The 23,317-nt window shown below is 71.0% G+C and carries 19 protein-coding genes; 9 read left to right on the plus strand and 10 right to left on the minus strand.

Annotation, left to right across the window (positions count from 1 at the left end; genetic code table 11):
• Positions 1 to 41 precede the first annotated feature (41 nt).
• On the minus strand, positions 42 to 914 hold the full coding sequence (locus ACIP4Y_RS05690; protein WP_401388100.1) for a glycerophosphodiester phosphodiesterase: 873 nt from the start codon (positions 912 to 914) through the stop codon (positions 42 to 44).
• A 277-nt stretch (positions 915 to 1,191) separates the two neighbouring features.
• Here ACIP4Y_RS05690 and ACIP4Y_RS05695 point away from each other — a divergent pair, with 277 nt between their 5' ends.
• From ACIP4Y_RS05695 to ACIP4Y_RS05720, 6 genes are all read left to right on the plus strand, one after another.
• Positions 1,192 to 2,070, plus strand: coding sequence for an MHYT domain-containing protein (locus ACIP4Y_RS05695; RefSeq protein WP_401388103.1), 879 nt, complete (start codon positions 1,192 to 1,194; stop codon positions 2,068 to 2,070).
• Between the two features lie 40 nt (positions 2,071 to 2,110).
• Entirely contained in the window at positions 2,111 to 4,249 is a 2,139-nt protein-coding gene (uvrB, locus tag ACIP4Y_RS05700; protein WP_401388106.1) for an excinuclease ABC subunit UvrB, read from the plus strand.
• Positions 4,250 to 4,422: 173 nt separating this feature from the next.
• The gene (locus ACIP4Y_RS05705) at positions 4,423 to 5,001 is read left to right on the plus strand and encodes a TerD family protein (protein ID WP_401388109.1); all 579 of its coding nucleotides are present in this window, start codon (positions 4,423 to 4,425) and stop codon (positions 4,999 to 5,001) included.
• A gap of 65 nt (positions 5,002 to 5,066) precedes the next feature.
• Positions 5,067 to 6,980, plus strand: coding sequence for a TerD family protein (locus ACIP4Y_RS05710; protein ID WP_401388112.1), 1,914 nt, complete (start codon positions 5,067 to 5,069; stop codon positions 6,978 to 6,980).
• Between the two features lie 224 nt (positions 6,981 to 7,204).
• Positions 7,205 to 8,206, plus strand: a complete 1,002-nt coding sequence (locus ACIP4Y_RS05715; protein WP_401388696.1) for a TerC/Alx family metal homeostasis membrane protein — start codon at positions 7,205 to 7,207, stop codon at positions 8,204 to 8,206.
• A gap of 160 nt (positions 8,207 to 8,366) precedes the next feature.
• Positions 8,367 to 9,467, plus strand: a complete 1,101-nt coding sequence (locus tag ACIP4Y_RS05720; RefSeq protein WP_401388115.1) for a calcium:proton antiporter — start codon at positions 8,367 to 8,369, stop codon at positions 9,465 to 9,467.
• 26 nt (positions 9,468 to 9,493) lie between these two features.
• Here ACIP4Y_RS05720 and ACIP4Y_RS05725 read toward each other — a convergent pair whose 3' ends face one another.
• A complete protein-coding gene (locus ACIP4Y_RS05725; RefSeq protein WP_401388699.1) occupies positions 9,494 to 10,765 on the minus strand; it encodes an MFS transporter in 1,272 nt (423 codons plus the stop codon).
• Positions 10,766 to 10,975: 210 nt separating this feature from the next.
• Here ACIP4Y_RS05725 and aroQ point away from each other — a divergent pair, with 210 nt between their 5' ends.
• The gene (gene aroQ, locus ACIP4Y_RS05730; RefSeq protein WP_401388118.1) at positions 10,976 to 11,449 is read left to right on the plus strand and encodes a type II 3-dehydroquinate dehydratase; all 474 of its coding nucleotides are present in this window, start codon (positions 10,976 to 10,978) and stop codon (positions 11,447 to 11,449) included.
• Between the two features lie 16 nt (positions 11,450 to 11,465).
• Here aroQ and ACIP4Y_RS05735 read toward each other — a convergent pair whose 3' ends face one another.
• The 5 genes from ACIP4Y_RS05735 to ACIP4Y_RS05755 all read right to left on the minus strand — a co-directional run bounded on the left by ACIP4Y_RS05735 (position 11,466) and on the right by ACIP4Y_RS05755 (position 16,001).
• Positions 11,466 to 12,194 carry an amino acid ABC transporter ATP-binding protein gene (locus tag ACIP4Y_RS05735; protein WP_358639994.1) on the minus strand — a complete coding sequence of 243 codons (729 nt, stop codon included), beginning with the start codon at positions 12,192 to 12,194 and terminating at the stop codon, positions 11,466 to 11,468.
• Positions 12,195 to 12,261: 67 nt separating this feature from the next.
• A complete protein-coding gene (locus ACIP4Y_RS05740) occupies positions 12,262 to 13,191 on the minus strand; it encodes an amino acid ABC transporter permease (RefSeq protein WP_401388121.1) in 930 nt (309 codons plus the stop codon).
• Entirely contained in the window at positions 13,188 to 14,072 is an 885-nt protein-coding gene (locus ACIP4Y_RS05745) for an ABC transporter substrate-binding protein (protein WP_401388124.1), read from the minus strand. The genes ACIP4Y_RS05740 and ACIP4Y_RS05745 overlap by 4 nt, the downstream gene beginning before the upstream one ends.
• Positions 14,073 to 14,553: 481 nt before the next feature.
• Entirely contained in the window at positions 14,554 to 15,210 is a 657-nt protein-coding gene (locus ACIP4Y_RS05750; RefSeq protein WP_401388127.1) for an MBL fold metallo-hydrolase, read from the minus strand.
• A 104-nt stretch (positions 15,211 to 15,314) separates the two neighbouring features.
• Positions 15,315 to 16,001: a maleylpyruvate isomerase family mycothiol-dependent enzyme gene (locus tag ACIP4Y_RS05755; RefSeq protein ID WP_401388130.1), complete on the minus strand. Its 687-nt coding sequence runs from the start codon at positions 15,999 to 16,001 to the stop codon at positions 15,315 to 15,317.
• Between the two features lie 224 nt (positions 16,002 to 16,225).
• On the opposite strand from ACIP4Y_RS05755, the gene uvrA reads away from it, so the two are divergent.
• Positions 16,226 to 19,252: an excinuclease ABC subunit UvrA gene (gene uvrA / locus ACIP4Y_RS05760; RefSeq protein WP_358639912.1), complete on the plus strand. Its 3,027-nt coding sequence runs from the start codon at positions 16,226 to 16,228 to the stop codon at positions 19,250 to 19,252.
• A gap of 170 nt (positions 19,253 to 19,422) precedes the next feature.
• On the opposite strand, the gene ACIP4Y_RS05765 is transcribed toward uvrA, so the two are convergent.
• Positions 19,423 to 20,343 carry a carbohydrate kinase gene (locus ACIP4Y_RS05765; RefSeq protein WP_401388133.1) on the minus strand — a complete coding sequence of 307 codons (921 nt, stop codon included), beginning with the start codon at positions 20,341 to 20,343 and terminating at the stop codon, positions 19,423 to 19,425.
• Positions 20,340 to 21,470, minus strand: coding sequence for a LacI family DNA-binding transcriptional regulator (locus ACIP4Y_RS05770; RefSeq protein WP_401388136.1), 1,131 nt, complete (start codon positions 21,468 to 21,470; stop codon positions 20,340 to 20,342). The genes ACIP4Y_RS05765 and ACIP4Y_RS05770 overlap by 4 nt, the downstream gene beginning before the upstream one ends.
• A gap of 339 nt (positions 21,471 to 21,809) precedes the next feature.
• On the opposite strand from ACIP4Y_RS05770, the gene ACIP4Y_RS05775 reads away from it, so the two are divergent.
• Positions 21,810 to 22,238, plus strand: coding sequence for a Rieske (2Fe-2S) protein (locus tag ACIP4Y_RS05775; RefSeq protein ID WP_401388139.1), 429 nt, complete (start codon positions 21,810 to 21,812; stop codon positions 22,236 to 22,238).
• 78 nt (positions 22,239 to 22,316) lie between these two features.
• On the opposite strand, the gene ACIP4Y_RS05780 is transcribed toward ACIP4Y_RS05775, so the two are convergent.
• Positions 22,317 to 23,264, minus strand: a complete 948-nt coding sequence (locus ACIP4Y_RS05780; RefSeq protein WP_401388142.1) for a hypothetical protein — start codon at positions 23,262 to 23,264, stop codon at positions 22,317 to 22,319.
• Positions 23,265 to 23,317 lie beyond the last annotated feature (53 nt).

Here is a 23,317-nt window from a genome sequence, read left to right on the forward strand (position 1 = left end):
GCGCCCACGGTACGACCCGCCACTGACAACGCCCGCCGGACTCAGTGCGAACCCAGCGCCGCCCGCACCACGTCGGGCTTGTTGGTGATGATCCCGTCGATCCCGTAGCCGGCTGCTTTGCGGGCGGTGGCCGCGTCGTCCACCGTCCAGGCGAACATTCGAAGCGGCCTGCCGTGCGGCCCCTCGAAGGCGTGCACGGCCGCGACGTACCAGCGGGACAGCGACCCGTACGAGGGGTTGACCAGATCGGTGAAGCGCGCGAACCGGTGCAGCTGCGCCACGGTGGGGGTGCCGAGATAAGCGGTGATCACCGCGGGCTTCAGCTCGTGCACGGTCCGCACGCTGTCGGCGCTGAAGCTCTGCACGACCAGCCGCCCCAGGTGCCGGCGGTCCAGCCAGCCCTCGTTGCCGAGGACCTTCAGCGTCTGCTGCTCGATGCCCGGGTACAGCTCGGGGTTCTTGATCTCCAGGAGCAGCTTCTCGTGATTGTGCTCGACCCGGCGCACGTACTGCTCCAGCGTCGGCACGCGCACGCCCGCGTAGGCGGGGGAGAACCAGCTGCCCGCGTCCAGCCGGGCGATCTCGGCGGCGGTGAAGTCCCGCACCCTCCAGGGAGCCCGGCCGGGGAAGACCTGCTCGACGTCCGTGGTGCGCTGCAGACTGTCGTCGTGCAGGACGACCAGTTCGCCGTCCTTGGTGCGCTGGACGTCGTTCTCGACCCAGGAGAAGCCCAGCTGGGCGGCCTTGTCGATGGCGGCCAGCGTGTTCTCGGGCGCGTAGGCGGAGGCGCCCCGGTGGGCGATCACCGTCGGCACGCAAATCTCGCGCGCCCGGGCATCGGAGGTGGGGCTCAGCAGAGCCGCCGCCGTCCCCAGGGCCGCGGCGACGGTGGCGGCGACTACGCGCGCGTACATGCGTCCTCCTCGCATCGAGCGAACACCGACAGCACCAGACTGACAGCAGACGGTCAACGGCACCGGGCGCACGATGACCACAGATTGAATGGTGCTGTCCAAGTCCGCTCACCGGTACCGCACAACTGCGGCAAGGCCGTGTTTCTTTGCCGGAAAATCGTTCGACCATTCCGGTAGGGGTCATACTCTCTGCGACAACCCTGACCGCCCGCGCGGTCCTGGGACGGGGGCATATTCAGGTATTCCGGGACGCAAGAAGGCGGAAGGGCAGCCGCGGATGCAAGGCACGGTCGACGGATTCAGTTACGGGGCCGTCACCCCGTTGGTGGCCTACCTGATGGCGTGCCTGGGCGGCGCCCTCGGCCTGCGCTGCACCACACGGTCCCTGCTGGTCACGCACTCCTGGCGGCCCGCCTGGCTGGCCCTCGGCTCGGCGGCCATCGGCTCCGGCATCTGGACCATGCACTTCGTCGCCATGATGGGCTTCACCATCGAGGAGACGCCGATCCACTACGACAAGCCGATCACCTACGCGAGCCTCGGCCTTGCCATCGTCATGGTCGGCGCCGGGATCTTCATCGTCGGCTACCGGGGCGCCACCGGCACACCCCTGTTCACCGGCGGCACGATCACCGGTCTGGGCGTCGCCTCCATGCACTACCTGGGGATGGCCGGCGTCCGCTTCCACGGGCGGTTCACCTACAACACGCTCACCGTCGCGGCCTCCGTCGTCATAGCGGTCGTGGCCGCCACCGCCGCCCTGTGGGCCGCCGGCCAGGTGCGGGGCTTCCTGTGGAGCGTGGGAGCGAGTCTCGTCATGGGGCTCGCGGTCAGCGGCATGCACTACACCGGCATGGCCGCCCTCGGCGTCCACCTCGACGGTGGCGCCCACACCAGCGGAGGCGCGCCCGCGGCGTCCGTGCTCGCGCCGATGCTGATCGGCCCGCTCGCCTTCCTGCTCCTCGCCGGCGTCGTCGTGATCGTCGACCCGCTCATGATCATGGGCCGGCCCCAGCGGACGCCCGTCGAGCACAAACCGGGCGTCCCGGCCGCCGCCGTCGCCTCGCACACCGACCGCCGCCCCGCCCTCCACGAGGGCCGCGGGCCGGCCCGCCGGCCCGAGCACCACCACTCCCGCACCCCGCAGAACCGCTGATCGGAACCCGTTGTCAGTGCGGGGTCGTACGGTGGATGTCATGCGGCCCGTTTCCCACATCGAACGCACGGTGGCGCCCTTCGAGGTCGTCAGCTCCTACCAGCCCAGCGGCGACCAGCCGGCGGCCATCGCCGAGCTGGCCAAACGCATCGAGGCCGGTGAGAAGGACGTCGTCCTCCTGGGCGCGACCGGCACCGGCAAGTCCGCCACCACCGCGTGGATGATCGAGAAGCTCCAGCGCCCCACCCTCGTGATGGCGCCGAACAAGACGCTGGCCGCGCAGCTGGCCAACGAGTTCCGCGAGCTGCTGCCGAACAACGCGGTCGAGTACTTCGTCTCGTACTACGACTACTACCAGCCCGAGGCCTACGTCCCGCAGTCGGACACCTACATCGAGAAGGACTCCTCGATCAACGAGGAGGTCGAGCGCCTGCGCCACTCGGCGACGAACTCGCTGCTCACCCGCCGCGACGTCATCGTGGTGGCCTCGGTGTCCTGCATCTACGGCCTCGGTACCCCGCAGGAGTACGTGGACCGGATGGTCCCCCTGAGAGTCGGCGACGAGATCGACCGGGACGAGCTGCTGCGCCGCTTCGTCGACATCCAGTACACGCGCAACGACATGGCCTTCAGCCGCGGCACCTTCCGGGTCCGCGGCGACACCATCGAGATCTTCCCGGTCTACGAGGAGCTGGCCGTCCGCATCGAGATGTTCGGCGACGAGATCGAGGCGCTCTCCACGCTTCACCCGCTCACCGGCGAGATCATCAGCGACGACCAGCAGCTCTACGTCTTCCCCGCCTCCCATTACGTCGCCGGCCCCGAGCGCATGGAGCGGGCCGTCAACGACATCGAGAAGGAGCTGGGGGAGCGGCTGGCCGAGCTGGAGAAGCAGGGCAAGCTCCTGGAGGCCCAGCGGCTGCGGATGCGCACCACGTACGACATCGAGATGCTCCGCCAGATCGGCACCTGCTCGGGTGTCGAGAACTACTCGATGCACTTCGACGGCCGTCTGCCCGGCTCCCCGCCCAACACCCTGCTGGACTACTTCCCGGACGACTTCCTGCTCGTCATCGACGAGTCGCACGTCACCGTCCCGCAGATCGGCGCGATGTACGAGGGCGACGCCTCCCGCAAGCGCACCCTCGTGGACCACGGCTTCCGCCTGCCCTCCGCCCTGGACAACCGCCCCCTGAAGTGGGAGGAGTTCCAGGAGCGCATCGGGCAGACCGTCTACCTGTCGGCCACCCCGGGCACCTACGAGCTGTCCCGCTCGGACGGCGTCGTCGAGCAGATCATCCGCCCGACCGGCCTGGTCGACCCGGAGGTCGTGGTCAAGCCCACCGAGGGGCAGATCGACGACCTGGTGCACGAGATCCGCAAGCGCACCGAGAAGGACGAGCGGGTCCTCGTCACCACGCTGACCAAGAAGATGGCCGAGGACCTCACCGACTACTTCCTGGAACTCGGCATCCAGGTGCGCTATCTGCACAGCGACGTCGACACTCTGCGCCGCGTGGAGCTGCTGCGCGAGCTGCGCTCCGGTGAGTACGACGTCCTGGTCGGCATCAACCTCCTCCGTGAGGGCCTCGACCTGCCCGAGGTGTCCCTGGTGGCGATCCTCGACGCCGACAAGGAGGGCTTCCTCCGCTCGGGCACCTCGTTGATCCAGACCATCGGCCGCGCGGCGCGCAACGTCTCCGGCCAGGTCCACATGTACGCCGACAAGATCACCCCGGCGATGGAGAAGGCCATCGAGGAGACCAACCGCCGCCGGGAGAAGCAGGTCGCCTACAACAAGGCGAACGGCATCGACCCCCAGCCCCTGCGCAAGAAGATCAACGACATCGTCGCGCAGATCGCCCGCGAGGAGATCGACACCGAACAGCTTCTCGGCTCCGGTTACCGCAAGACGAAGGACGGCAAGGCCGCGAAGGCGCCCGTCCCGGCGCTCGGCGACAAGGCGGCCAAGGGCGCGAAGGCCGGCAAGGCCGCCAAGGGCAAGGCGGTGCCCACGGACCGTCCGGCGGCCGAACTGGCCGAGCAGATCGAGGAGATGACCGAACGCATGCGCGCCGCCGCCGCGGAGCTGCAGTTCGAGATCGCGGCCCGGCTGCGCGACGAGGTCTCCGAGATGAAGAAGGAGCTGCGCCAGATGCGGGAGGCGGGCCTCGCCTGAGCCTCCGCTCCGGTGCCGGACCTCGGCATAAGCGCCAAGTGTTGCAACACCGACACAAAGCGCGAGCCGAGGGTCGGCACTGTCGGCGGCCGTGCGTAGGGTGCTGAGCAACCGCGCGGTGCGCAGCGACAGCCCGGTGCGGCAACAGGGGAGCGTCGAGAGGGGATTCAGTCGTGTCCGTCAACTTGTCCAAGGGTCAGGCCATCAGCCTGGAGAAGAAGGACGGGGCCACCCTGACCGCGGTCCGCATGGGGCTCGGCTGGCAGGCGGCGAAGCGGCGCGGCCTGTTCGGCTCGCGCACCCGCGAGATCGACCTGGACGCCTCGGCGGTCCTGTTCGCCGGCACGGAGCCCAAGGACGTCGTCTTCTTCCGTCACCTGGTGAGCGACGACGGTTCCGTGCGCCACACCGGTGACAACCTCATCGGCGGCGCCGGCCAGGGCGGGGACGACGAGGCGATCCTGGTGGATCTGCAGCGCGTCCCGGTCCACATCGATCAGATCGTCTTCACGGTGAACTCCTTCACCGGACAGACCTTCCACGAGGTGCAGAACGCGTTCTGCCGGCTCGTCGACGAGACCAACGGCCAGGAGCTCGCCCGCTACACCCTGGCCGGCGGCGGCGAGTACACCGCCCAGATCATGGCCAAGGTGCACCGGGCGGGCTCCGGCTGGACGATGACCGCCATCGGTGCCCCGGCCAACGGACGCACCTTCCAGGACCTGATGCCGACGATCGTGTCGCACCTCTAGGACCGGACCGTCCGCTCGCACCTGGCGCGGCACGCACGGCAGAACGACACAGGGGGGCGGCGGCGATGGCGGCTGAGCTGGTGCGGGGGCAGAACCACCCTCTGGCCCAGGTCCGGCTGGAGATCCGGATCTCGGCCGGGGTGCCGGTCCTGGCCGGAGCCACACTCGGCGACGAGCACGGCACGATCCACGGCCGCCAGTGGGTGGCCCGCCCCGGCGCCCCCGCACCGCCCGGGGTCGAGGCGCCCCGGCAGGCCGCCGCCGAGCACCGCCTGGCCGTCGACCTGGCCGCCCTGCCCGAGGCCGTACACCGTGTCGACGTGTTCCTGGCCCTGCCCGCCGACACCGCGGTCGCACCCCGCTTCGGAGCCGCCCCGGCCCCGCACACCACGGTCAACGGCATGGACGGCACCGAACTCGCCTCCTACACCGTCACCGGCCTGGACGCCGAGACGGCCGTCATCGCCCTGGAGCTGTACCGCAGACAGGGCGCCTGGAAAGTGCGGGCGCTGGGCCAGGGCTACGCGGGCGGTCTTCCCGCACTCCTCGCCGACAAGGGTCTGAGCGACGCCGCCGACCTGGCGACGGTCATCCAGGAGGCGGCGACCCCCGGCCCGCCCGGCGCGACAACCATGCCGGCGGCCGGTCCCGACCCGCGGACCACCGCGTCCGCTTCCCGGGCCACCGCCACCGCCGGGCCGGTGCAGCGGCCCCGACCGTACGGCCCGGAGAACCGTGGCGACGGCGGCCCCGGTCCCCAGCGTCCCGGCGGGCCGGTCGACTACACGCATCCCCACCGCACCCACGGCATCCCCTCCCCGCCCCCGTCGGCCGCCGACGGTCAGCCCGCGCAGCCCATTGCCGGAGACGCCGCGGGCTGGTCGATGGAGGAGCGGCTGTACAACCAGGTCTGGGGCATGTTCGAGGACCTGGCCCGCACCACGGCCGCCTACCGCAGTGCCGTCGACTTCGCCGACTCCCGCCTGGAGAAGGAGCTGGACCAGGCACTCGCCGATCCACGGCAGCGGCTCGGCTCGGCGGGCGACGCCGCCCGGGAGGCGGCCCACGCTCGCCGCGCCCTCCTGGCCGACCAGGCGCGCGCGGCCCTCGACCGCGACCTGGCCCAGCTCACCGCCGAGGCCGAGGTGGTCGAACCGGCGCTCCCGCCCGCCTACGCCCGCTGGGACAGCCCCGTCTGGCACAGGTACCGGCTCCCTGCCGAACCGCCGATGGCCCTCCGGCTCGGCGACCTCCACCTCCCCGAGAGCGCGGCACTGCGCATCCCCCTGCTGGTCAGGATGCCGCTGGAACGAGGTCTGTGGATCGACAGCGGTCCGGCACCGGCGGCCGACGAGCGTGTACCGGACCCCGCCGGGCTACGGCAGCCGGCCATGGCGGTGGCGGTCGCCCTCGCGGCGCGCCTGCTCGCCGTACACCCGCCCGGGGCGTTCGCCGTGCAGGTCATCGACCCGGCCGGTGCCGGCACCCAGGCACTGCTGCCGCTGACGGAGGCCGGAGTCCTCGCGGCGCCGCCCGCGACGGGGGCAGCGGGGGTCTCGCAGACGCTGGAACGGCTCACCCGGCGGGTCGACCTGGTGCAGATGGCAGTGCGCGGCGGCGCGGCCGAGTCGCTGCCGGCCGACGTGGACACCGCTCGGCAGCTCCTGATCGTCAACGACTTCCCGCACGGCTTCGACGACCGGTCGGTGGCCCGGCTCCGCTTTCTCGCCGACGACGGCCCGGCCGTCGGCGTACACCTGCTGCTGGTCGCCGACCGTGAGGACGCCGCCGCCCACGGCCCCTTGCTCGATCCGTTGTGGCGTTCGCTGCTGCGACTCACCCCGCTGCCCGACGACCACCTCGCCGATCCGTGGATCGGGCACGCCTGGACGTACGAACCCTCGCTCCCCCCGCACGGGAGCCGGATCCTGCAGGAGGTGCTCACCGAGGTGGCCAGGGCTGGTGCCAAGCGTTGGTAAAGCCGCTCTGACCAGCAAATTTGGTGCTTCTTTTGCTTTTTGCTTTACCTTTCCTTGGTGATTGGAGTACTGTTTTCCGTACGGAGGGGAGTACTCCCTGACTGCGGCGCACTCGTCAGTACGGACCGGTTCCGGTCCCGGGGCGTCGGCCCATCCCGGGTGGAAGAGACCTCCGGCAGCGACAACGCTGATGTGTTTGCCGTCTCGTCATGCCGGAGGGTGCAGTGGAAGTCTCCATGGGCCTGTGGGTCCTCACCATCGTGGGCCTCGCCGCCCTGATCGCAATCGACTTCTTCATCGGTCGTAAGCCGCATGAGGTGTCGATCAAGGAAGCGGGTATCTGGACGGTCGTCTGGGTCGCCCTGGCCGGCCTCTTCGGCCTCGGCCTTCTCGTCTTCGGCGGCGGACAGCCGGCCGGCGAGTTCTTCGCGGGCTTCATCACCGAGAAGTCACTGAGCGTCGACAACCTCTTCGTCTTCGTCCTGATCATGGCGAAGTTCGCTGTGCCCACCCAGTACCAGCAGCGCGTCCTGCTCGTCGGCGTCCTCATAGCCCTGGTCCTGCGGGCCGTCTTCATCGCCGCCGGGGCCGCCATCATCGCCAGCTTCTCCTGGGTGTTCTACCTCTTCGGCGCCTTCCTGATCTGGACCGCCTGGAAGCTCGTACAGGACGCCCGCGCGGACGAGGATGACGAGGAGTACGAGGAGAACAAGCTGCTGAAGGCCGCGGAGCGCAAGTTCGGCGTGGCGGACCGTTACCACGGCACCAAGCTGTGGATCCAGCAGAACGGCAAGCGCGTCATGACCCCGATGCTGGTCGTGATGCTCGCCATCGGCACCACGGACGTGCTGTTCGCCCTGGACTCCATCCCCGCGATCTTCGGACTGACCCAGGACCCGTACATCGTCTTCACCGCCAACGCCTTCGCCCTGATGGGTCTGCGCCAGCTGTACTTCCTCATCGGCGGGCTGCTCAAGAAGCTGGTCCACCTCTCGTACGGGCTGTCGATCATCCTCGGCTTCATCGGCGTGAAACTGGTGCTGCACGCCCTGCACGAGTCCGGTGTCCACGTGCCCGAGATCAGCATCCCGGTCTCGCTCGGGGTGATCTGCGCGGTCCTCGCCATCACCACGGTCACCAGCCTGCTGGCCTCCCGGAAGCAGGCCGCCGCCGAGGCGGAGCGCGCCGGCGGCGGGGGCGCCCGGAAGGACAGCGTCGATGCCTGAGGCTGCGTCGTGGGAGCCCGCGATCTCACGTAGCCCCTAGCGGGTGCTCGTCCCGACGCGGGGCCCGGTCCCACCGGCACCGGGCCCCGCACCGGAAAGGACGAGAGGTATCCGAAAAGAACGGAATGCGAACCCTGTAGGCCTCTGCGACCATCGCCGCATGATCACTCGGCTCCGGTCGCTCACCCGTTCATGGACGATCCTCGTGCCGGTGTTCGCGGTCGTCCTGCTGGCCCTCACCTGGGGCCGGGACCTGCCCGGCGTGATCGTCGCCCTGGTGACCGTCGTACTCGCAGGGTCCGTCCTGGCGGCGGTGCACCACGCCGAGGTGGTCGCCCACCGGGTCGGCGAGCCCTTCGGCTCACTGGTGCTCGCCATCGCCGTCACGATCATCGAAGTGGCCCTCATCGTCACCCTCATGGCCGACGGCGGCGCCAAGAGTTCCACCCTGGCCCGGGACACCGTCTTCGCCGCTGTGATGATCACCTGCAACGGTGTCGTCGGGATCAGCCTGCTGGTCGCCTCCCTGCGGCACGGCACGGCGGTCTTCAACCCCGAGGGCACCGGCGCGGCGCTGGCGACCGTGGCGACGCTGGCCACTCTCAGCCTGGTGCTGCCGACGTTCACCACGAGCAAGCCCGGACCGGAGTTCTCCACCGTCCAGCTGACCTTCGCCGCGCTGTCCTCACTGGTCCTGTACGCGCTGTTCGTGGCCACCCAGACCGTGCGCCACCGCGACTACTTCCTGCCCATCACCCGGCAGGGCGAAGTCATCACCGTCGACGACCACGCCCGGCCCCCCTCCGCGCGCACCGCCTGGACCAGCCTCGCTCTGCTCGCACTGGCCCTGATCGGCGTGGTCGGCCTGGCCAAGGGGGTGTCACCCACGATCGAGTCGGGCGTGGCCGCGGCGGGTCTGCACCATGCCGTCGTCGGTGTGATCATCGCCTTGCTCGTCCTGCTGCCCGAGACCATCGCCGCGCTGCGCTCCGCCCGCCGCGACCGGGTGCAGACCAGCCTCAACCTCGCCCTCGGCTCCGCGATGGCCAGCATCGGCCTGACCATCCCGGCCGTGGCGCTCGCCTCCGTGTGGCTGTCCGGGCCGCTCGTCCTCGGCCTCGGCTCCACCCACATGCTGCTGCTCGCGCTGACCGTGGTGGTCAGTTCCCTGACCGTGGTGCCGGGCCGGGCCACACCGCTGCAGGGCGGTGTCCACCTGGTGCTGTTCGCGGCCTACCTGGAACTGGCGATCAACCCCTAGTCGGCGGTCCTGGCCGGCGCGTGAGGTCAGCTCCCGACCGGCTCCACGGCCGGCACGGGCACCGGCCGCGTCTCCGGCAGCAGCGCGAAACACACCAGGCTGATCAGCGCGATGCACGTCAGATACACGCCGACGCCCCACGGGACCCGTCCGCCCTGCTCGGCGAGTGCCGTGGCCACGATCGGGGTGAGGGCGCCGCCGAGGACACCGCCGAGGTTGTAGCCCACGGCGGCGCCCGTGCAACGCACCCGGGGCTCGTACAGCTCGGGCAGATAGGCGGCGATCACCGCGAACATGATGACGAAGGCGAGCAGGGCACCCAGGATGGCGAGGAACATCAGCAGCGGCTCGCCGGTCGACAGCAGCGCCACCATCGGCAGCATCCACAGCACGCAGGCCGCGCACCCCGTCAGACACATCGGCCGACGCCCGTAGCGGTCGCCCAACAGTGCCGCGAGAGGAGTCAGCGCGCCCTTCACGACCACCGCGCCCATGACGCACACCAGCATGACCGTACGGCTCACGCCGAGCCGTTCCGTCGCATACGCCAGCGACCAGGTCGTCACCGCGTAGAACACCGCGTAGCCGACCGCCAGCGCCCCCGCCGTCAGCAGCACCAGCCGCCCGTGGTGCCGTACGACCTCGACGAGCGGCACGCGCGCGTGGTCGTCGATCTCCAGGAACCGGGGGCTCTCCGCGAGGGACGAACGCAGCCACAGGCCTGCCAGCGCCAGCGCGCCGGCCGCCCAGAACGGCACGCGCCAGCCCCAGCGCGCGAACTCCGCGTCGGACAGGGCCGCCGACAGCGCGAGCATCACCCCGTTGGCCAGGACGAAGCCGAGCGCCGGCCCCACCTGGGGGAAGCTCGCCCACAGGGCACGCCGATGGGCGGGAGCGTGTTCGGCGGTCAGCAGCACCGCCCCGCCCCACTCCCCGCCGAGCCCCAGCCCCTGCAGGAAGCGCAGCACGAGCAGCAACACGGGCGCGGCCGTGCCGAGGGTGCCGTAGGACGGCACACAGCCGACCGCGACCGTCGAGGCGCCGGTCAGCAGCAGGGAGACGACGAGCACCGGCCGTCGGCCGCGCCGGTCCCCGAGGTGGCCGAACAGCACCGAGCCCAGCGGCCGGGCCACGAACCCCACCCCGAACGTCGCGAACGCCGCCAGCGTCCCGGCGAGCGGCGAGAACGTCGGGAAGAACAGCGGCCCCAGAACCAGGGCCGCCGCGGTCCCGTACACGAAGAAGTCGTAGAACTCGATCGCTGTGCCGACCAGGGAGGCGGCGGCGAGCCGCGGCATGGAGGGGGTGCTTACGGTGCGTACACGGTGCATGCCGCGTCAACTACCCCTGGTGATCACGGGTTACGGGGGCGTGCGGAGGTGATCACGGGACCGGAGCGCGCGCCCGGGCGACCGGCTCGCACGGCCCGCTGTCCGCCCTGGTCGGCGTGATAGACCGGGTGCGAGCAGCGGTCGTAGCCGCACCGCCCCGAACCGACCGGAGGAACCGTGCCCCGCACCCTGGCCAACGCCCCGATCATGATCCTCAACGGGCCCAACCTGAATCTGCTCGGCCAGCGCCAGCCCGAGATCTACGGCAAGGACACGCTGGCCGACGTGGAGGCGCTGTGTGCCGAGGCGGCGGCCGCGCACGGCGGCACGGTGGACTTCCGGCAGTCCAACCACGAGGGCGAACTGGTCGACTGGATCCACGAGGCGCGGCTGAACCACTGCGGGATCGTCATCAACCCGGGCGCCTACTCGCACACGTCGGTCGCCATCCTGGACGCCCTCAACACCTGTGACGGCTTGCCCGTGCTGGAGGTGCACATCTCCAACATCCACCAGCGTGAACCGTTCCGGCACCACTCCTACGTCTCGCTGCGCGCCGACGGCGTGATCGCCGGGTGCGGCGTGCAGGGCTACGTCTTCGGCGTGCAGCGGGTCGCGGCCTTGGCCGGGGCGACATCGACGGAAGCCTGACCTCCCGCGTGCGGGACTACAGCCGGCCCGCCTCCACGATCCGCCGCAGAAAGCGCCGGGTGCGCTCCTGCCGCGGTTCGCCGAAGACCTGCTCGGCGCTGCCGCGCTCCAGCACGACCCCGCCGTCCAGGAAGCACACCTGGTCGGCGACGTCCCGTGCGAAGCCCATCTCGTGCGTCGCCAGCACCATGGTCATGCCCTCGTCCTTCAGGCCGCGGACCACGTCCAGCACCTCGCCCACGAGTTCCGGGTCGAGCGCGGCCGTGATCTCGTCCAGCAGCAACAGCCGGGGCCGCACCGCAAGGGCCCGCACGATCGCCACACGCTGCTGCTGTCCGCCGCTGAGCCGGTCCGGGTAGGCATCCGCCTTGCCCGCCAGTCCGAGGCGCTCCAGCAGCTCCCTGGCCCGCTCCTCGGCCTCCGCGCGGGAGACGCCGTGCACCCGGCGTGGCGCGAGCGTGATGTTGTCGAGCACGGTCATGTGCGGGAAGAGGTTGTACGCCTGGAAGACGACGCCGATCCGGCGCCGTACCGCGTCCTGGTCCGTACGCGGGTCGGTGATCTCCTCGCCGTCCAGCCAGATGGCGCCGTCGTCGATGTCCTCCAGGAGGTTGGCACAGCGCAGCAGCGTCGACTTGCCCGACCCGGAGGCGCCGATCAGCGCGGTCACCGTGTGCGGGGCGACCTCCAGATCGACGTCCCGCAGGACGACCGAGCCGCCGAAGGTCTTGCGGACCGACTCCATCCGCAGGACGGGCGCATTGCTCACGGGCGTGCTCTCCGTCGTGCTCACAGGGCTCCTCCCCGGGCGCTCACAGGGACCCTCCCTGGGCCCGCCGCCGGTCCATCCGGGCCGTCACCCAGTCGGTGAACCGGGTCATCGGGATGGTCAGCGCGACGAACACCAGCCCCGCGACGATGTACGGCGTGTAGTTCAGACTGCGGCCCACGATGATGTCGGCCGCCCGTACGGCGTCCACCGCACCCCCGATGGACACCAGACCGGTGTCCTTCTGCAGCGACACCAGGTCGTTGAGCAGCGGCGGCACCTGGCGGCGCACCGCCTGCGGCAGGACGACGTAGCGCAGGGCCTGCCGGTTGGTCAGGCCCAGCGAGCGGGCCGCCGCGCGCTGCGAGGGATGGATGGACTCGATGCCGGCACGGAACACCTCCGCCACGTACGCCGAGTACGTCAGCGTCAGCGCCGTACCGCCGAGCAGCACCGGATCGACCGTGACGCCTTGCAGCCGCAGCGCCGGCACACCGAGGACCACGATCATCAGGTTGATGATCAGCGGCAGACCACGGAAGAAGTCGGTGTACGCCGCCGCCAGCACCCGGAGCGGGAAGAAGACCGGGCCGCGCAGGGTCCGCGCGACGGCGATCAGCATGCCGAGGACCAGGACGGCGGCACCGCAGATCAGCAGCAGGCGGACGTTCAGCCACAGCCCTTCGAGGACCTTCGGGAACGCCTCGCGCGCGTAGTGCGCGCTGAAGAAGGTCTCCTTGGTGCGCGGCCAGCCCGGTGCGTGGACGACGACGAGGTAGAGCACGGCGGCCGTGACGAGGGTCGACAGGGCCGCGATCGCCGTGGCGCGGCGGGCCCGCGCGCGTCGGTAGCGCTCGCGCGCCAGCCGCCGTTCGGACGGTACGTAGCCGTCGGCGGAGAGGCCGGCGCCCTGGGACACGTCGTCTTCGTCGTCCGCCCCCTCCCGGGCCGACTCGCCCTTGGTGACGGTCACTTGAGCACCGGGGCGTCGACGGCGTCCGAGAGCCACTGCTTCTCGATGCCGGCCAGCGTGCCGTCCTTGCGCAGGGCGTCGACGGCCGTGGTCACGCACGAGGTCAGCGCGCTGCCCTTGTCCAGCACGAGCCCGAACTGCTCGGGCGTGCCGCCCTGGTTCTCGAACTGGCCGACGATCTTCGCGTCCGTCACCTCGGCCGCGGTGATGTAGAACGCGGTCGGCAGGTCGGTGACGATGGCGTCGACCTGCCCGTTCTTCAGGGCGGACTTGGCCTGGTCGTTCTTGGCGTAGACGGCTGCCTGACGGGCCGGCTTCACCACGTCGCTGATGTAGTCGAGGCTTGTGGTGCCGACCTGGGCGCCCAGCTTCAGCTTCTTCAGATCCGCGATGCTCGTCGCCTCGGCGGCCTTGCTGCCCTTCAGCGCGATGACGGCCTGGCGCACGTCGTAGTAGCCGGAGGAGAAGTCCACGGCCTTCTTGCGCTCGGCGCTGATCGACACCTGGTTGATGTCGAAGTCGAAGTCCTTGACCCCCGGCGCGAACGCCTTGTTGAACGGCACGCTCTGCCAGACGACCGCACTCTTGTCGTATCCCAGCTGCTTGGCCACGGCGTAGGCGACGGCCGACTCGAAGCCCTTGCCGTTGGCGGGCTTGTCGTCCTCGAACCAGGGCTCGTACGCCGGTTCGTCCGTCGCGACCGTCAGCTTCCCGGACGTCTTGGTGGCGAGCTTGCCCTTGGCGCAGCTCCTCGCGGCCGAACCGGACGGGGCGGCCGACGCGTTCTCCTCGGGCTGCGGAGCACAGCCGACAGCGGTGGCGAGCAGGGCTACGGTGACCGCGGCGAGGGCGCGGCGCAGGGCGCGAGGGGCAGCATGCATGGCGGGAGAGTGGCAGCGAACTCCGCGTTTGTCCAGGTCACAGCGGTAGTTGTCCGCATACTGGGAACGGGTGTTGCGGCCGTGTGAACGCGGCTGCGTGCGGCCCGCGCGCGTGTGTGCTCGGGCCTGGGCCGCCGGCCGAGGGCGGGGTTGGAGACCGGCGGCCCCTACCGCTCAGGAGCCGTCGTCCTGTGCGGGGCTGCTACCAGTTGACTGCGCGCGACAGCTCTCCGGGAGTGCGCACGGGGGCCCGGTGCGTGCGAAAGGTTCACACGGGGCGCGCGCGGGGTGGTGCACGCCGGGCGGGCGGACGAGGAGTGCGCCCGGCGCGTGCAACTTCCCTGCGCGGGGCGCGCGTACGGCCTGTGCGCCGGAGCGCGGGGCGCTTCCTGGGGTGCCGGGTGCGTGCACGAAAGCCGCGCGTCCGCCTGCGGCACACCCGTGAGCGCCCACGGACGCTCCCGGCCCGGCAGCCGCCCGCTCACCACCCGCGCGCGTGCCACTCCGGCAGATGCGGCCGTTCCGCGCCCAGCGTGGTGTCGTTGCCGTGCCCCGGGTAGATCCACGTCTCGTCCGGCAGCACGTCGAAGATCTTCGTCTCCACGTCGTGGATCAGCCTGGCGAACGCCTTCGGGTCCTTGCGCGTGTTGCCGACACCGCCGGGGAAGAGGCAGTCGCCGGTGAAGACGTGCGGGTGGCCGTGCGGGTCGTCGTAGACCAGCGCGATCGAACCGGGCGTGTGCCCGACCAGATGCCGGGCGGTGAGCTCCACGCGCCCCACCCGGATGACGTCGCCGTCGTCGACGAGGACGTCGGTGGGCACCGGGATGCCGGGGGCGTCGTCCCGGCCGGCGTACGTACGCGCGCCCGTGGCAGCGACCACCTGGGCGAGCGCCTGCCAGTGGTCGCCGTGCTGATGCGTGGTGACGACGGACGCGATGCCGTCGTCACCGATCATGCCGAGGAGCGTCTCCGCCTGGTTGGCGGCGTCGATCAGGAGCTGCTCGTCGGTGGCCCGGCAGCGCAGCAGATAGGCGTTGTTGTCCATCGGGCCGACCGCGATCTTGGTGATCATCAGGTCTTTCAGCTCGTGCACATCCGCCGGTCCGCCGACCTTGACCTCTCCGGAGTACGTCATGGCGGCCAGCCTATAGCGGAAGCCCCGGTGGGCGGCCGTCCGCACGGGCCCGCGGACGGTCGTCGTCCGGCACGGGAGGCGGCAGCGGAGGCGGCCCGGACGATCTACAGCGGAGGCAGCTTCGGCAGGGTCCCGCCCCGCACCTCCAGCGCCGCCCCGTCGCGGCGCCCGGCGAGCCAGCCCACCAGGTCCGCCGGCCGGCCGGTGACCGCGATCTCGGGCTTGTCCGCCGCGCGCCCCGTGCTCCACCCGCGCGTGCCGTCCGTGAGGCGGGTCGCCGGGACGTCGGAGTGCCCGGAGAACCGGTCCGCGAGGAAGCCGGTCTCCCGCTCCAGGAACTCGGCCGGGAGATCCTCGAGCTCGTACCCGACCCCGAGGTCGACGTGGTGCAGCTCCACCTCCACCCACCGGCGGAACGGCACCCGGGACGCGGAGTCGGTGACCCCGTTGCGCAGCTCCACCGTCCGCGTCCAGTCCGCGGGCTCGTCCCCGGCCGCCTGGAAGCGGGCCGCGCTCTCCCGGAGGTCGGCGGCCTGGACCTCCACGGACCGCGCGGCGTCCCGCTCGATGTCGGCGTCCCGCGCCTCGGCGCTGACGTACATGGGACGGCCCTGGAGGACGTTCACGAGCGCGTCCGCGTTCCGGGCGAGGTGGGCGAGGACGTGTCCGCGGCTCCAGCCCGGGAGCCGTGACGGCTCGGCGAGCGAGGCGTTGTCCATTTTCGCGACCGCGGTGAGCAGCCGCTCGGTCGCTTGCCGTACACAGGCCAGGTCATGAGCGTGATCAATCATGCTGCTGACCCTAGCCGGGTCACACCTTTGGGTGAAGGTGGTGAACCTCGACCGCAAATCGAATGCACGTGCTATATGGTCGAGGGCGGCGTCGGGCATGCTGGATGGCCGGGGGTTGTTATGCAACCGGGCAATCCGACCGGCGTTGTCAGTGGCTCCCCCTAGTCTGAAGAAGCACGGGGGCCCCGCCCCTGTCACTTCTCTCAAGAAAGGTGCGGACCGGCGTGGCCGACCGTCTCATCGTCCGTGGCGCGCGCGAGCACAACCTGAAGAATGTCTCGCTCGACCTGCCTCGTGACTCGCTCATCGTCTTCACGGGCCTGTCCGGGTCGGGCAAGTCCTCCCTGGCCTTCGACACGATCTTCGCGGAGGGCCAGCGCCGCTACGTGGAGTCGCTCTCCTCGTACGCACGGCAGTTCCTCGGCCAGATGGACAAGCCCGACGTCGACTTCATCGAGGGCCTCTCCCCGGCGGTCTCCATCGACCAGAAGTCGACCTCGCGCAACCCGCGCTCGACGGTCGGCACGATCACCGAGGTCTACGACTACCTGCGTCTGCTCTTCGCGCGCATCGGCAAGCCGCACTGCCCCGAGTGCGGCCGTCCGATCTCGCGCCAGTCGCCGCAGGCCATCGTGGACAGGGTCCTGGAGCTGCCGGAGGGGAGCCGCTTCCAGGTGCTGTCCCCGCTGGTGCGCGAGCGCAAGGGCGAGTTCGTCGACCTCTTCGCCGACCTCCAGACCAAGGGCTACTCCCGCGCGCGCGTGGACGGTCAGACCGTCCAGCTGTCCGAACCGCCGGTCCTGAAGAAGCAGGAGAAGCACACCATCGAGGTGGTCGTGGACCGCCTCACGGTGAAGGACTCCGCCAAGCGCCGCCTCACCGACTCCGTGGAGACCGCCCTCGGCCTGTCCGGCGGCATGGTCGTGCTCGACTTCGTCGACCTCCCCGAGGACGACCCCGAGCGCGAGCGCATGTACTCGGAGCACCTGTACTGCCCGTACGACGACCTGTCCTTCGAGGAGCTGGAGCCGCGCTCCTTCTCCTTCAACTCGCCCTTCGGCGCCTGCCCCGAATGCACCGGCATCGGCACGCGCATGGAGGTCGACCCGGAGCTGATCGTCCCGGACGAGGACAAGTCCCTGGACGAGGGCGCCATCCACCCCTGGTCCCACGGGCACACCAAGGACTACTTCGGCCGCCTGATCGGCGCCCTCGCGGACGCCCTCGGCTTCCGCACGGACATCCCCTTCGCAGGGCTGCCGCAGCGCGCCAAGAAGGCCCTGCTCCACGGCCACAGGACCCAGATCGAGGTGCGCTACCGCAACCGGTACGGCCGCGAACGCGTCTACACCACCCCGTTCGAGGGCGCGGTGCCCTTCGTCAAGCGCCGGCACAGCGAGGCCGAGAGCGACGCCAGCCGGGAGCGCTTCGAGGGCTACATGCGCGAGGTGCCCTGCCCCTCCTGCGAGGGCACGCGCCTGAAGCCGATCGTCCTCGCGGTGACGATCATGGACAAGTCGATCGCCGAGGTCGCCGCGATGTCGATCAGCGACTGCGCGGACTTCCTGGGCGAACTGAAGCTGAACGCCCGCGACAAGAAGATCGCCGAGCGGGTCCTGAAGGAGGTCAACGAGCGGCTGCGGTTCCTGGTCGACGTCGGCCTGGACTACCTCTCGCTCAACCGCGCGGCCGGCACCCTCTCCGGCGGCGAGGCCCAGCGCATCCGCCTGGCCACCCAGATCGGCTCCGGCCTCGTCGGCGTCCTGTACGTCCTGGACGAGCCGTCCATCGGCCTGCACCAGCGGGACAACCACCGCCTGATCGAGACCCTGGTCCGCCTGCGCGACATGGGCAACACGCTCATCGTCGTGGAGCACGACGAGGACACCATCAAGGTCGCCGACTGGATCGTGGACATCGGCCCCGGCGCCGGCGAGCACGGCGGCAAGGTCGTGCACAGCGGCTCCCTGAAGGAGCTGCTGGCCAACACCGAGTCGCAGACCGGCGCCTACCTCGCGGGCCGCAAGTCGATCCCGCTCCCGGACGTGCGCCGCCCCCGTGACCCGTCCCGGCAGCTCACCGTGCACGGCGCCCGGGAGAACAACCTGCAGGACATCGACGTGTCCTTCCCGCTGGGCGTGTTCACGGCCGTCACCGGTGTCTCCGGCTCCGGCAAGTCGACCCTGGTCAACGACATCCTGTACACGCACCTGGCCCGCGAGCTGAACGGCGCCCGGGCCGTCCCCGGACGGCACACGCGCGTGGACGGCGACGACCTGGTCGACAAGGTCGTGCACGTCGACCAGTCGCCGATCGGCCGCACCCCGCGGTCCAACCCGGCCACGTACACCGGTGTCTTCGACCACATCCGCAAGCTGTTCGCCGAGACCACCGAGGCGAAGGTCCGGGGCTACCTGCCCGGTCGCTTCTCCTTCAACGTCAAGGGCGGTCGCTGCGAGAACTGCGCGGGCGACGGCACGATCAAGATCGAGATGAACTTCCTCCCGGACGTCTACGTCCCGTGCGAGGTCTGCCACGGCGCCCGGTACAACCGGGAGACCCTGGAGGTCCACTACAAGGGCAAGTCCATCGCCGAGGTCCTGAACATGCCGATCGAGGAGGCCATGCACTTCTTCGAGGCGGTGCCGGCGATCTCCCGCCACCTGAGGACGCTGCACGACGTCGGCCTCGGGTACGTCCGCCTCGGCCAGTCCGCCACCACCCTCTCCGGTGGTGAGGCGCAGCGCGTCAAGCTCGCCAGCGAACTGCAGAAGCGGTCCACCGGACGCACGGTCTACGTCCTGGACGAGCCGACCACCGGTCTGCACTTCGAGGACATCAGCAAGCTGCTCAAGGTCCTCGGCGGGCTCGTCGAGAAGGGCAACACGGTCATCGTCATCGAGCACAACCTCGACGTGATCAAGACCGCCGACTGGATCGTGGACATGGGCCCCGAGGGCGGCGCCGGCGGTGGCCTGGTGGTCGCGGAGGGCACGCCGGAGGAGGTCGCCGGGGTTCCGGCGAGCCACACGGGCAAGTTCCTGCGCGAGATCCTCGGCGCCGACCGCATCAGCGACGCCGAGCCGGTCCCGGCACAGCGTGGCGGTACGGCCCGGAAGACGGCCGCGGCCAAGTCGCCGGCGAGGAAGACGGTGACGGCCAAGGCCAACAGCACGCCGACCAAGAAGGCCGCAACGGCCACGAAGAAGGCGACGCCCGCGAAGAAGACGACGCGGGCCCGCAAGGCCTGACATCGCTTCGGAGCAGTCCTGACGACACATCAAAAATCCGGCGCCCCGCGGGAACTCCCTGCGGGGCGCCGCTCGTTCCACTATCAGCCAGCCCGGTCCAGCGGTCCGACAGGCCCCCGTACACCGCAGGCCCGGCCGTACCTTGTCAACAGCACAGGGAAAACAGCCGCTCAGAGAGCGGTCGCCGCACCCAGCTCCGCCGCGTACGGCGGCTCGGCCCCCGCCCGCGAGCAGGTGATCGCCGCCGCCCGGGCCGCGAAGCGCAGCAGCCGTGTCCAGCCCTCCGTCCCGAGGGCGGCGAGCGCTTCCGGAGACAGCGCTTCCCGGACGGCCAGTCCGTGCAGCAGAGCCGCGTTCACCGTGTCACCGGCTCCGATGGTGTCCACGACATCGACCTTCTCACCCGGCACGGAAATTTCCCCGCCGTCCCGGGTGAACACGGTCAGACCGTCGCCGCCCCGCGTGACCACCACGGCCGCCGGTCCCGCGGCCAGCCACTCGCGCGGGCTGCCACCGAGCCACGCCGCATCCTCCGCGGACAGCTTCAGCAGCGTCACCGAAGGCAGCCAGCTCTTGAAACGCGCCCGGTAGGCGTCCGCGTCCGGGATCAGCCCCGCCCGGATGTTGGGGTCCAGCGCGGTGAAGAGCCCCTGCCCGGCAGCGGCACGCATCAGCTCCTCGTAGGCGCTCGCCCCCGGTTCCAGGACGAGCGAGCAGGTGCCGAAGGACACCGCGCGCGTACCGGCGGGGAGCGCGGCGGGGGCTGTGAACAGACGGTCGGCGGTGCCGTCGACATAGAAGGAGTAGGCGGCCGAGCCGGCGGCGTCGATCGTGGCGACGGCGAGGGTGGTCGGCTCCGGCCCCCGCTGCACCCCGGACACGTCGACGCCGGCCCGCCGCAGCCCGTCGAGCAGGGCCTCGCCGAAGGCGTCGTCCGACGTCCGGGAGCAGAAGGCGGTGGGGGAGCCGAGCCGGCCGAGGGCCACGGCGGTGTTGTACGGGCCGCCGCCGAGCGCCGGCTTCAGGCCCGCGAGGGCCCCGGGGCCCTGCGGTACCAGGTCGATCAGTGCCTCACCGGCGACGACGATCACGTGGCGGTTCCCCTCTCGGACAGCGTGGATGACGCGGTGTGCCCGTCCGCCCCGGCGGGGCCCGGCTCCTCCGGGCAGCCGCAGGACGTGCGGTGGACGAATGTGCACGGCAGCCGGAGCGTGCGGGCCGGACGGTCCGGCTCGGCCAGCCGGTCCAGGAGCACCCGGACGGCATGGGCGCCCAGCTCCCGGCTGGGCTGGGCGATGGCGGTCAGCCGGGGCGAGAACAGGTCGGCCCAGGCGAAGTCGTCGAAGCAGCACAGGGCGAGGTCGTCCGGCACGGACCGGCCGTGCCGGCGCAGCGCGCGCAGGGCCCCGATGGTCATCGCGTTGTTGGCGGTGACGAGGGCGGTGGGCGGATCGGGCAGGCCGAGCAGGGCGGCCGTGGCCCGCTCGGCACCGGCGGACTCGGAGTTGCCGGAGACGAGGAGGCGTTCGTCGTACGCCAGACCAGCGGCGGCGAGGCCCTCCTGGTAGCCGGAGACGCGCTCACTGGTGGTGCTGAGCCCGGGCAGGCCGGCGACCAGGGCGATCCGGCGGTGCCCCAGTTCGGCGAGGTGGGTGACGAGCAGGGCCGTCGGCGCGGCGCTTTCCGCACAGACCTGGTCGAAACCCGGTGCGCCGAGGGCGGCGGCGCCACCCGCACCGTCGCCCGGCGGGACATCCTCCGGCACGCTGGCGTCGACCAGCCGGTCCAGGAACACCGTCGGTACCGCGTGGCGGCGCAGATAGCCGACGAGGTCACCGGGGTCCGCGGACGGGGCGATGATCATGCCGTCCACCCGGCGCTCATGGAGGAGCTGGACGACCTTGCGCTCGTGCCGGGGGTCGTCGTGCGGGTCGGCGATGAGCAGGCTGTAGCCCGCCTCCAGGGCAGCGGCCTCGACACCCTGCAGGATCTCGGTGAAGTACGGATTGCTGATGGCGGACACCGCGAGGCCGATGGAGCGGGTGCGCGAGGTCACCAGGGAGCGGGCCAGGGTGTTGGGGGTGTAGCCCAGGGAGTCGACGGCGTCGAGCACCGCCTGGCGGGTGTGGGGGAGTACCGGACGCGTGCCGTTGAGGACGTGGGAGACGGTGGCCACGGAGACTCCGGCGCTCCGGGCGACATCCGCCATGGTGGCCATCGCGCTCCCTTTCCTGAGTCGACAAGCCGACAAGTCGATAAGCCGGCGAGTGCGAACCGCCTGCGTCTTGCGGTCTTCCAGCCCTCCGGCCGGGACGCTATCCCATCCCCCCGGCTCGCGTAAACGCTTACGCAAGCGTTTACGTCGACTTCCTGTTCTGCCGGCCCACACGACGCCGACAAACACCGCCCGGCCGACTTCGACTACGCCCAGAGGACTTCGTCCCACCCGGCGCTCCAGTCCCGCCGGCGCCTCGAACTCCACCTCCCCTGGCACCCAGCCCGACCCCTCTGTCCGGGTATCGTCGCCCTGCACACCCCTTGACCAGTGGAGTAGCAGATGCCCGCCCGATCCTCCGCGAGCCGCCGTACCGTCCTTCGAGGGGCCGCTGCCGCCCCGGTCGCCGGGCTCGGCCTGGCCGCGTGTTCGGGCCCGGGCGGGAGGGGTGCGGCCGCGGCCGCCCCGACCGCGCCGGTCGACCTCGGCGCCGAGAGCGAGGTCGCCAAGGGTGGGGCCAAGCTCTACCGGGACCACAACGTCGTGGTCAGCCGCGATGAGGACGGCAGGCTGAAGGCGTACAGCACCATCTGCACGCACGCGGGGTGCCCCATCAACAAGCTGCAGGGAACGACCCTGATCTGCCCCTGCCACGGCAGCGAGTTCGATGCCGTGTCGGGCAAGGTGGTCCAGGCGCCGGCCACCGTGCCCCTGAACGAACTGTCGGTGAAGGCCGCGAACGGCAGGATCGTCGCCGGTCCGGCGGACTGACCGGAGAGCCGCGGGGCCGGGGGCTACGGTCTCAGCGCCAGGGGCTGCGCCTCGGCGGGCGGGGGCGCGAGGGACCGCTTACTCCCAGTCCCAGGCGATCCCCACGATGCCCGGCCGGATCCGCGGCTCGACCACGTGGGCTGAGTGGTGAGGGCCGGTCACGGGCAGTTCCTGCCGGCCGCTGCGAGGGGCCGCCGCCGAGTGCTGGGTGAAGCGGTGGCAGCGCACCGGCAGGGCGGCCGTGTCGAAGCGCACCTGGAGCGCGTACTGGCCACCGGGGCAGCCGAACCGCTGGAGATACTCGGGGGAGGGCCCGGCCGTGCCGTCCTCGATGGCGTACCGGAAGAGGAAGGTGTCGCCGGAGCCCAGCCGGGTGCCGAAGAGCAGCTCGGCGACCAGGACCCCGGTGTCCTGGTCCCAGTGGAGACGGCCGGTGCGGCAGTTCTCCAGGGCGTGCACGGTGATGCGGCGCGGGTCGCAGCCAGGGTCGCCGTGGTGCACGGCGACGAAGCGGTCGACGCCGTCGCGGTGGGCGCGCACGATGTGGTGGGCCTCGCGGCTCGCCAGTTCGCGCCGGGCGCCGATCCGGACGCACTCGTGGTGGCCCAGGGTGTGCAGTCCGCCGTCCAGGGGCCGGCCGAGGTCGGTGGTGAGCCGGTCCACGACATCGGAGGCCTCGATCAGGGAGCGGTAGGAGCGGCCCGCCGGACGGCCGGCCGTCGTGTGCTCGTCGGACTCGGCGAGCAGCCGGATCAGGGACTCGTCCGGCAGCTGGAGGATCTCCTCCAGTGCCCGTACGGCGCGCAGCGACTCGGGGCGCTGGGGGCGGCGGGCGCCCTGTTGCCAGTAACTCAGGCTGGTGACGCCCACTTTGACCCCGTGGCGCGACAGATGGTGCTGCACGCGCTGGAGCGGCAGCCCGCGTGCGGCGATCGCGGCGCGCAGCGCCACGTGGAAGGGGCCGCCGCGCAGGGCCGTGTCCAGTTCCGCGGTGGGGACGTCCGCGTGCTCTGTGGCATGCCGCATGCCGAGGGGCCTTTCTGTGAAGTGTCGCTACGGCTGGTCAGACCGCCTGTGCG

This window comes from Streptomyces sp. NPDC088810 (assembly GCF_044750305.1).
Taxonomy (GTDB): Bacteria; Actinomycetota; Actinomycetes; order Streptomycetales; family Streptomycetaceae; genus Streptomyces.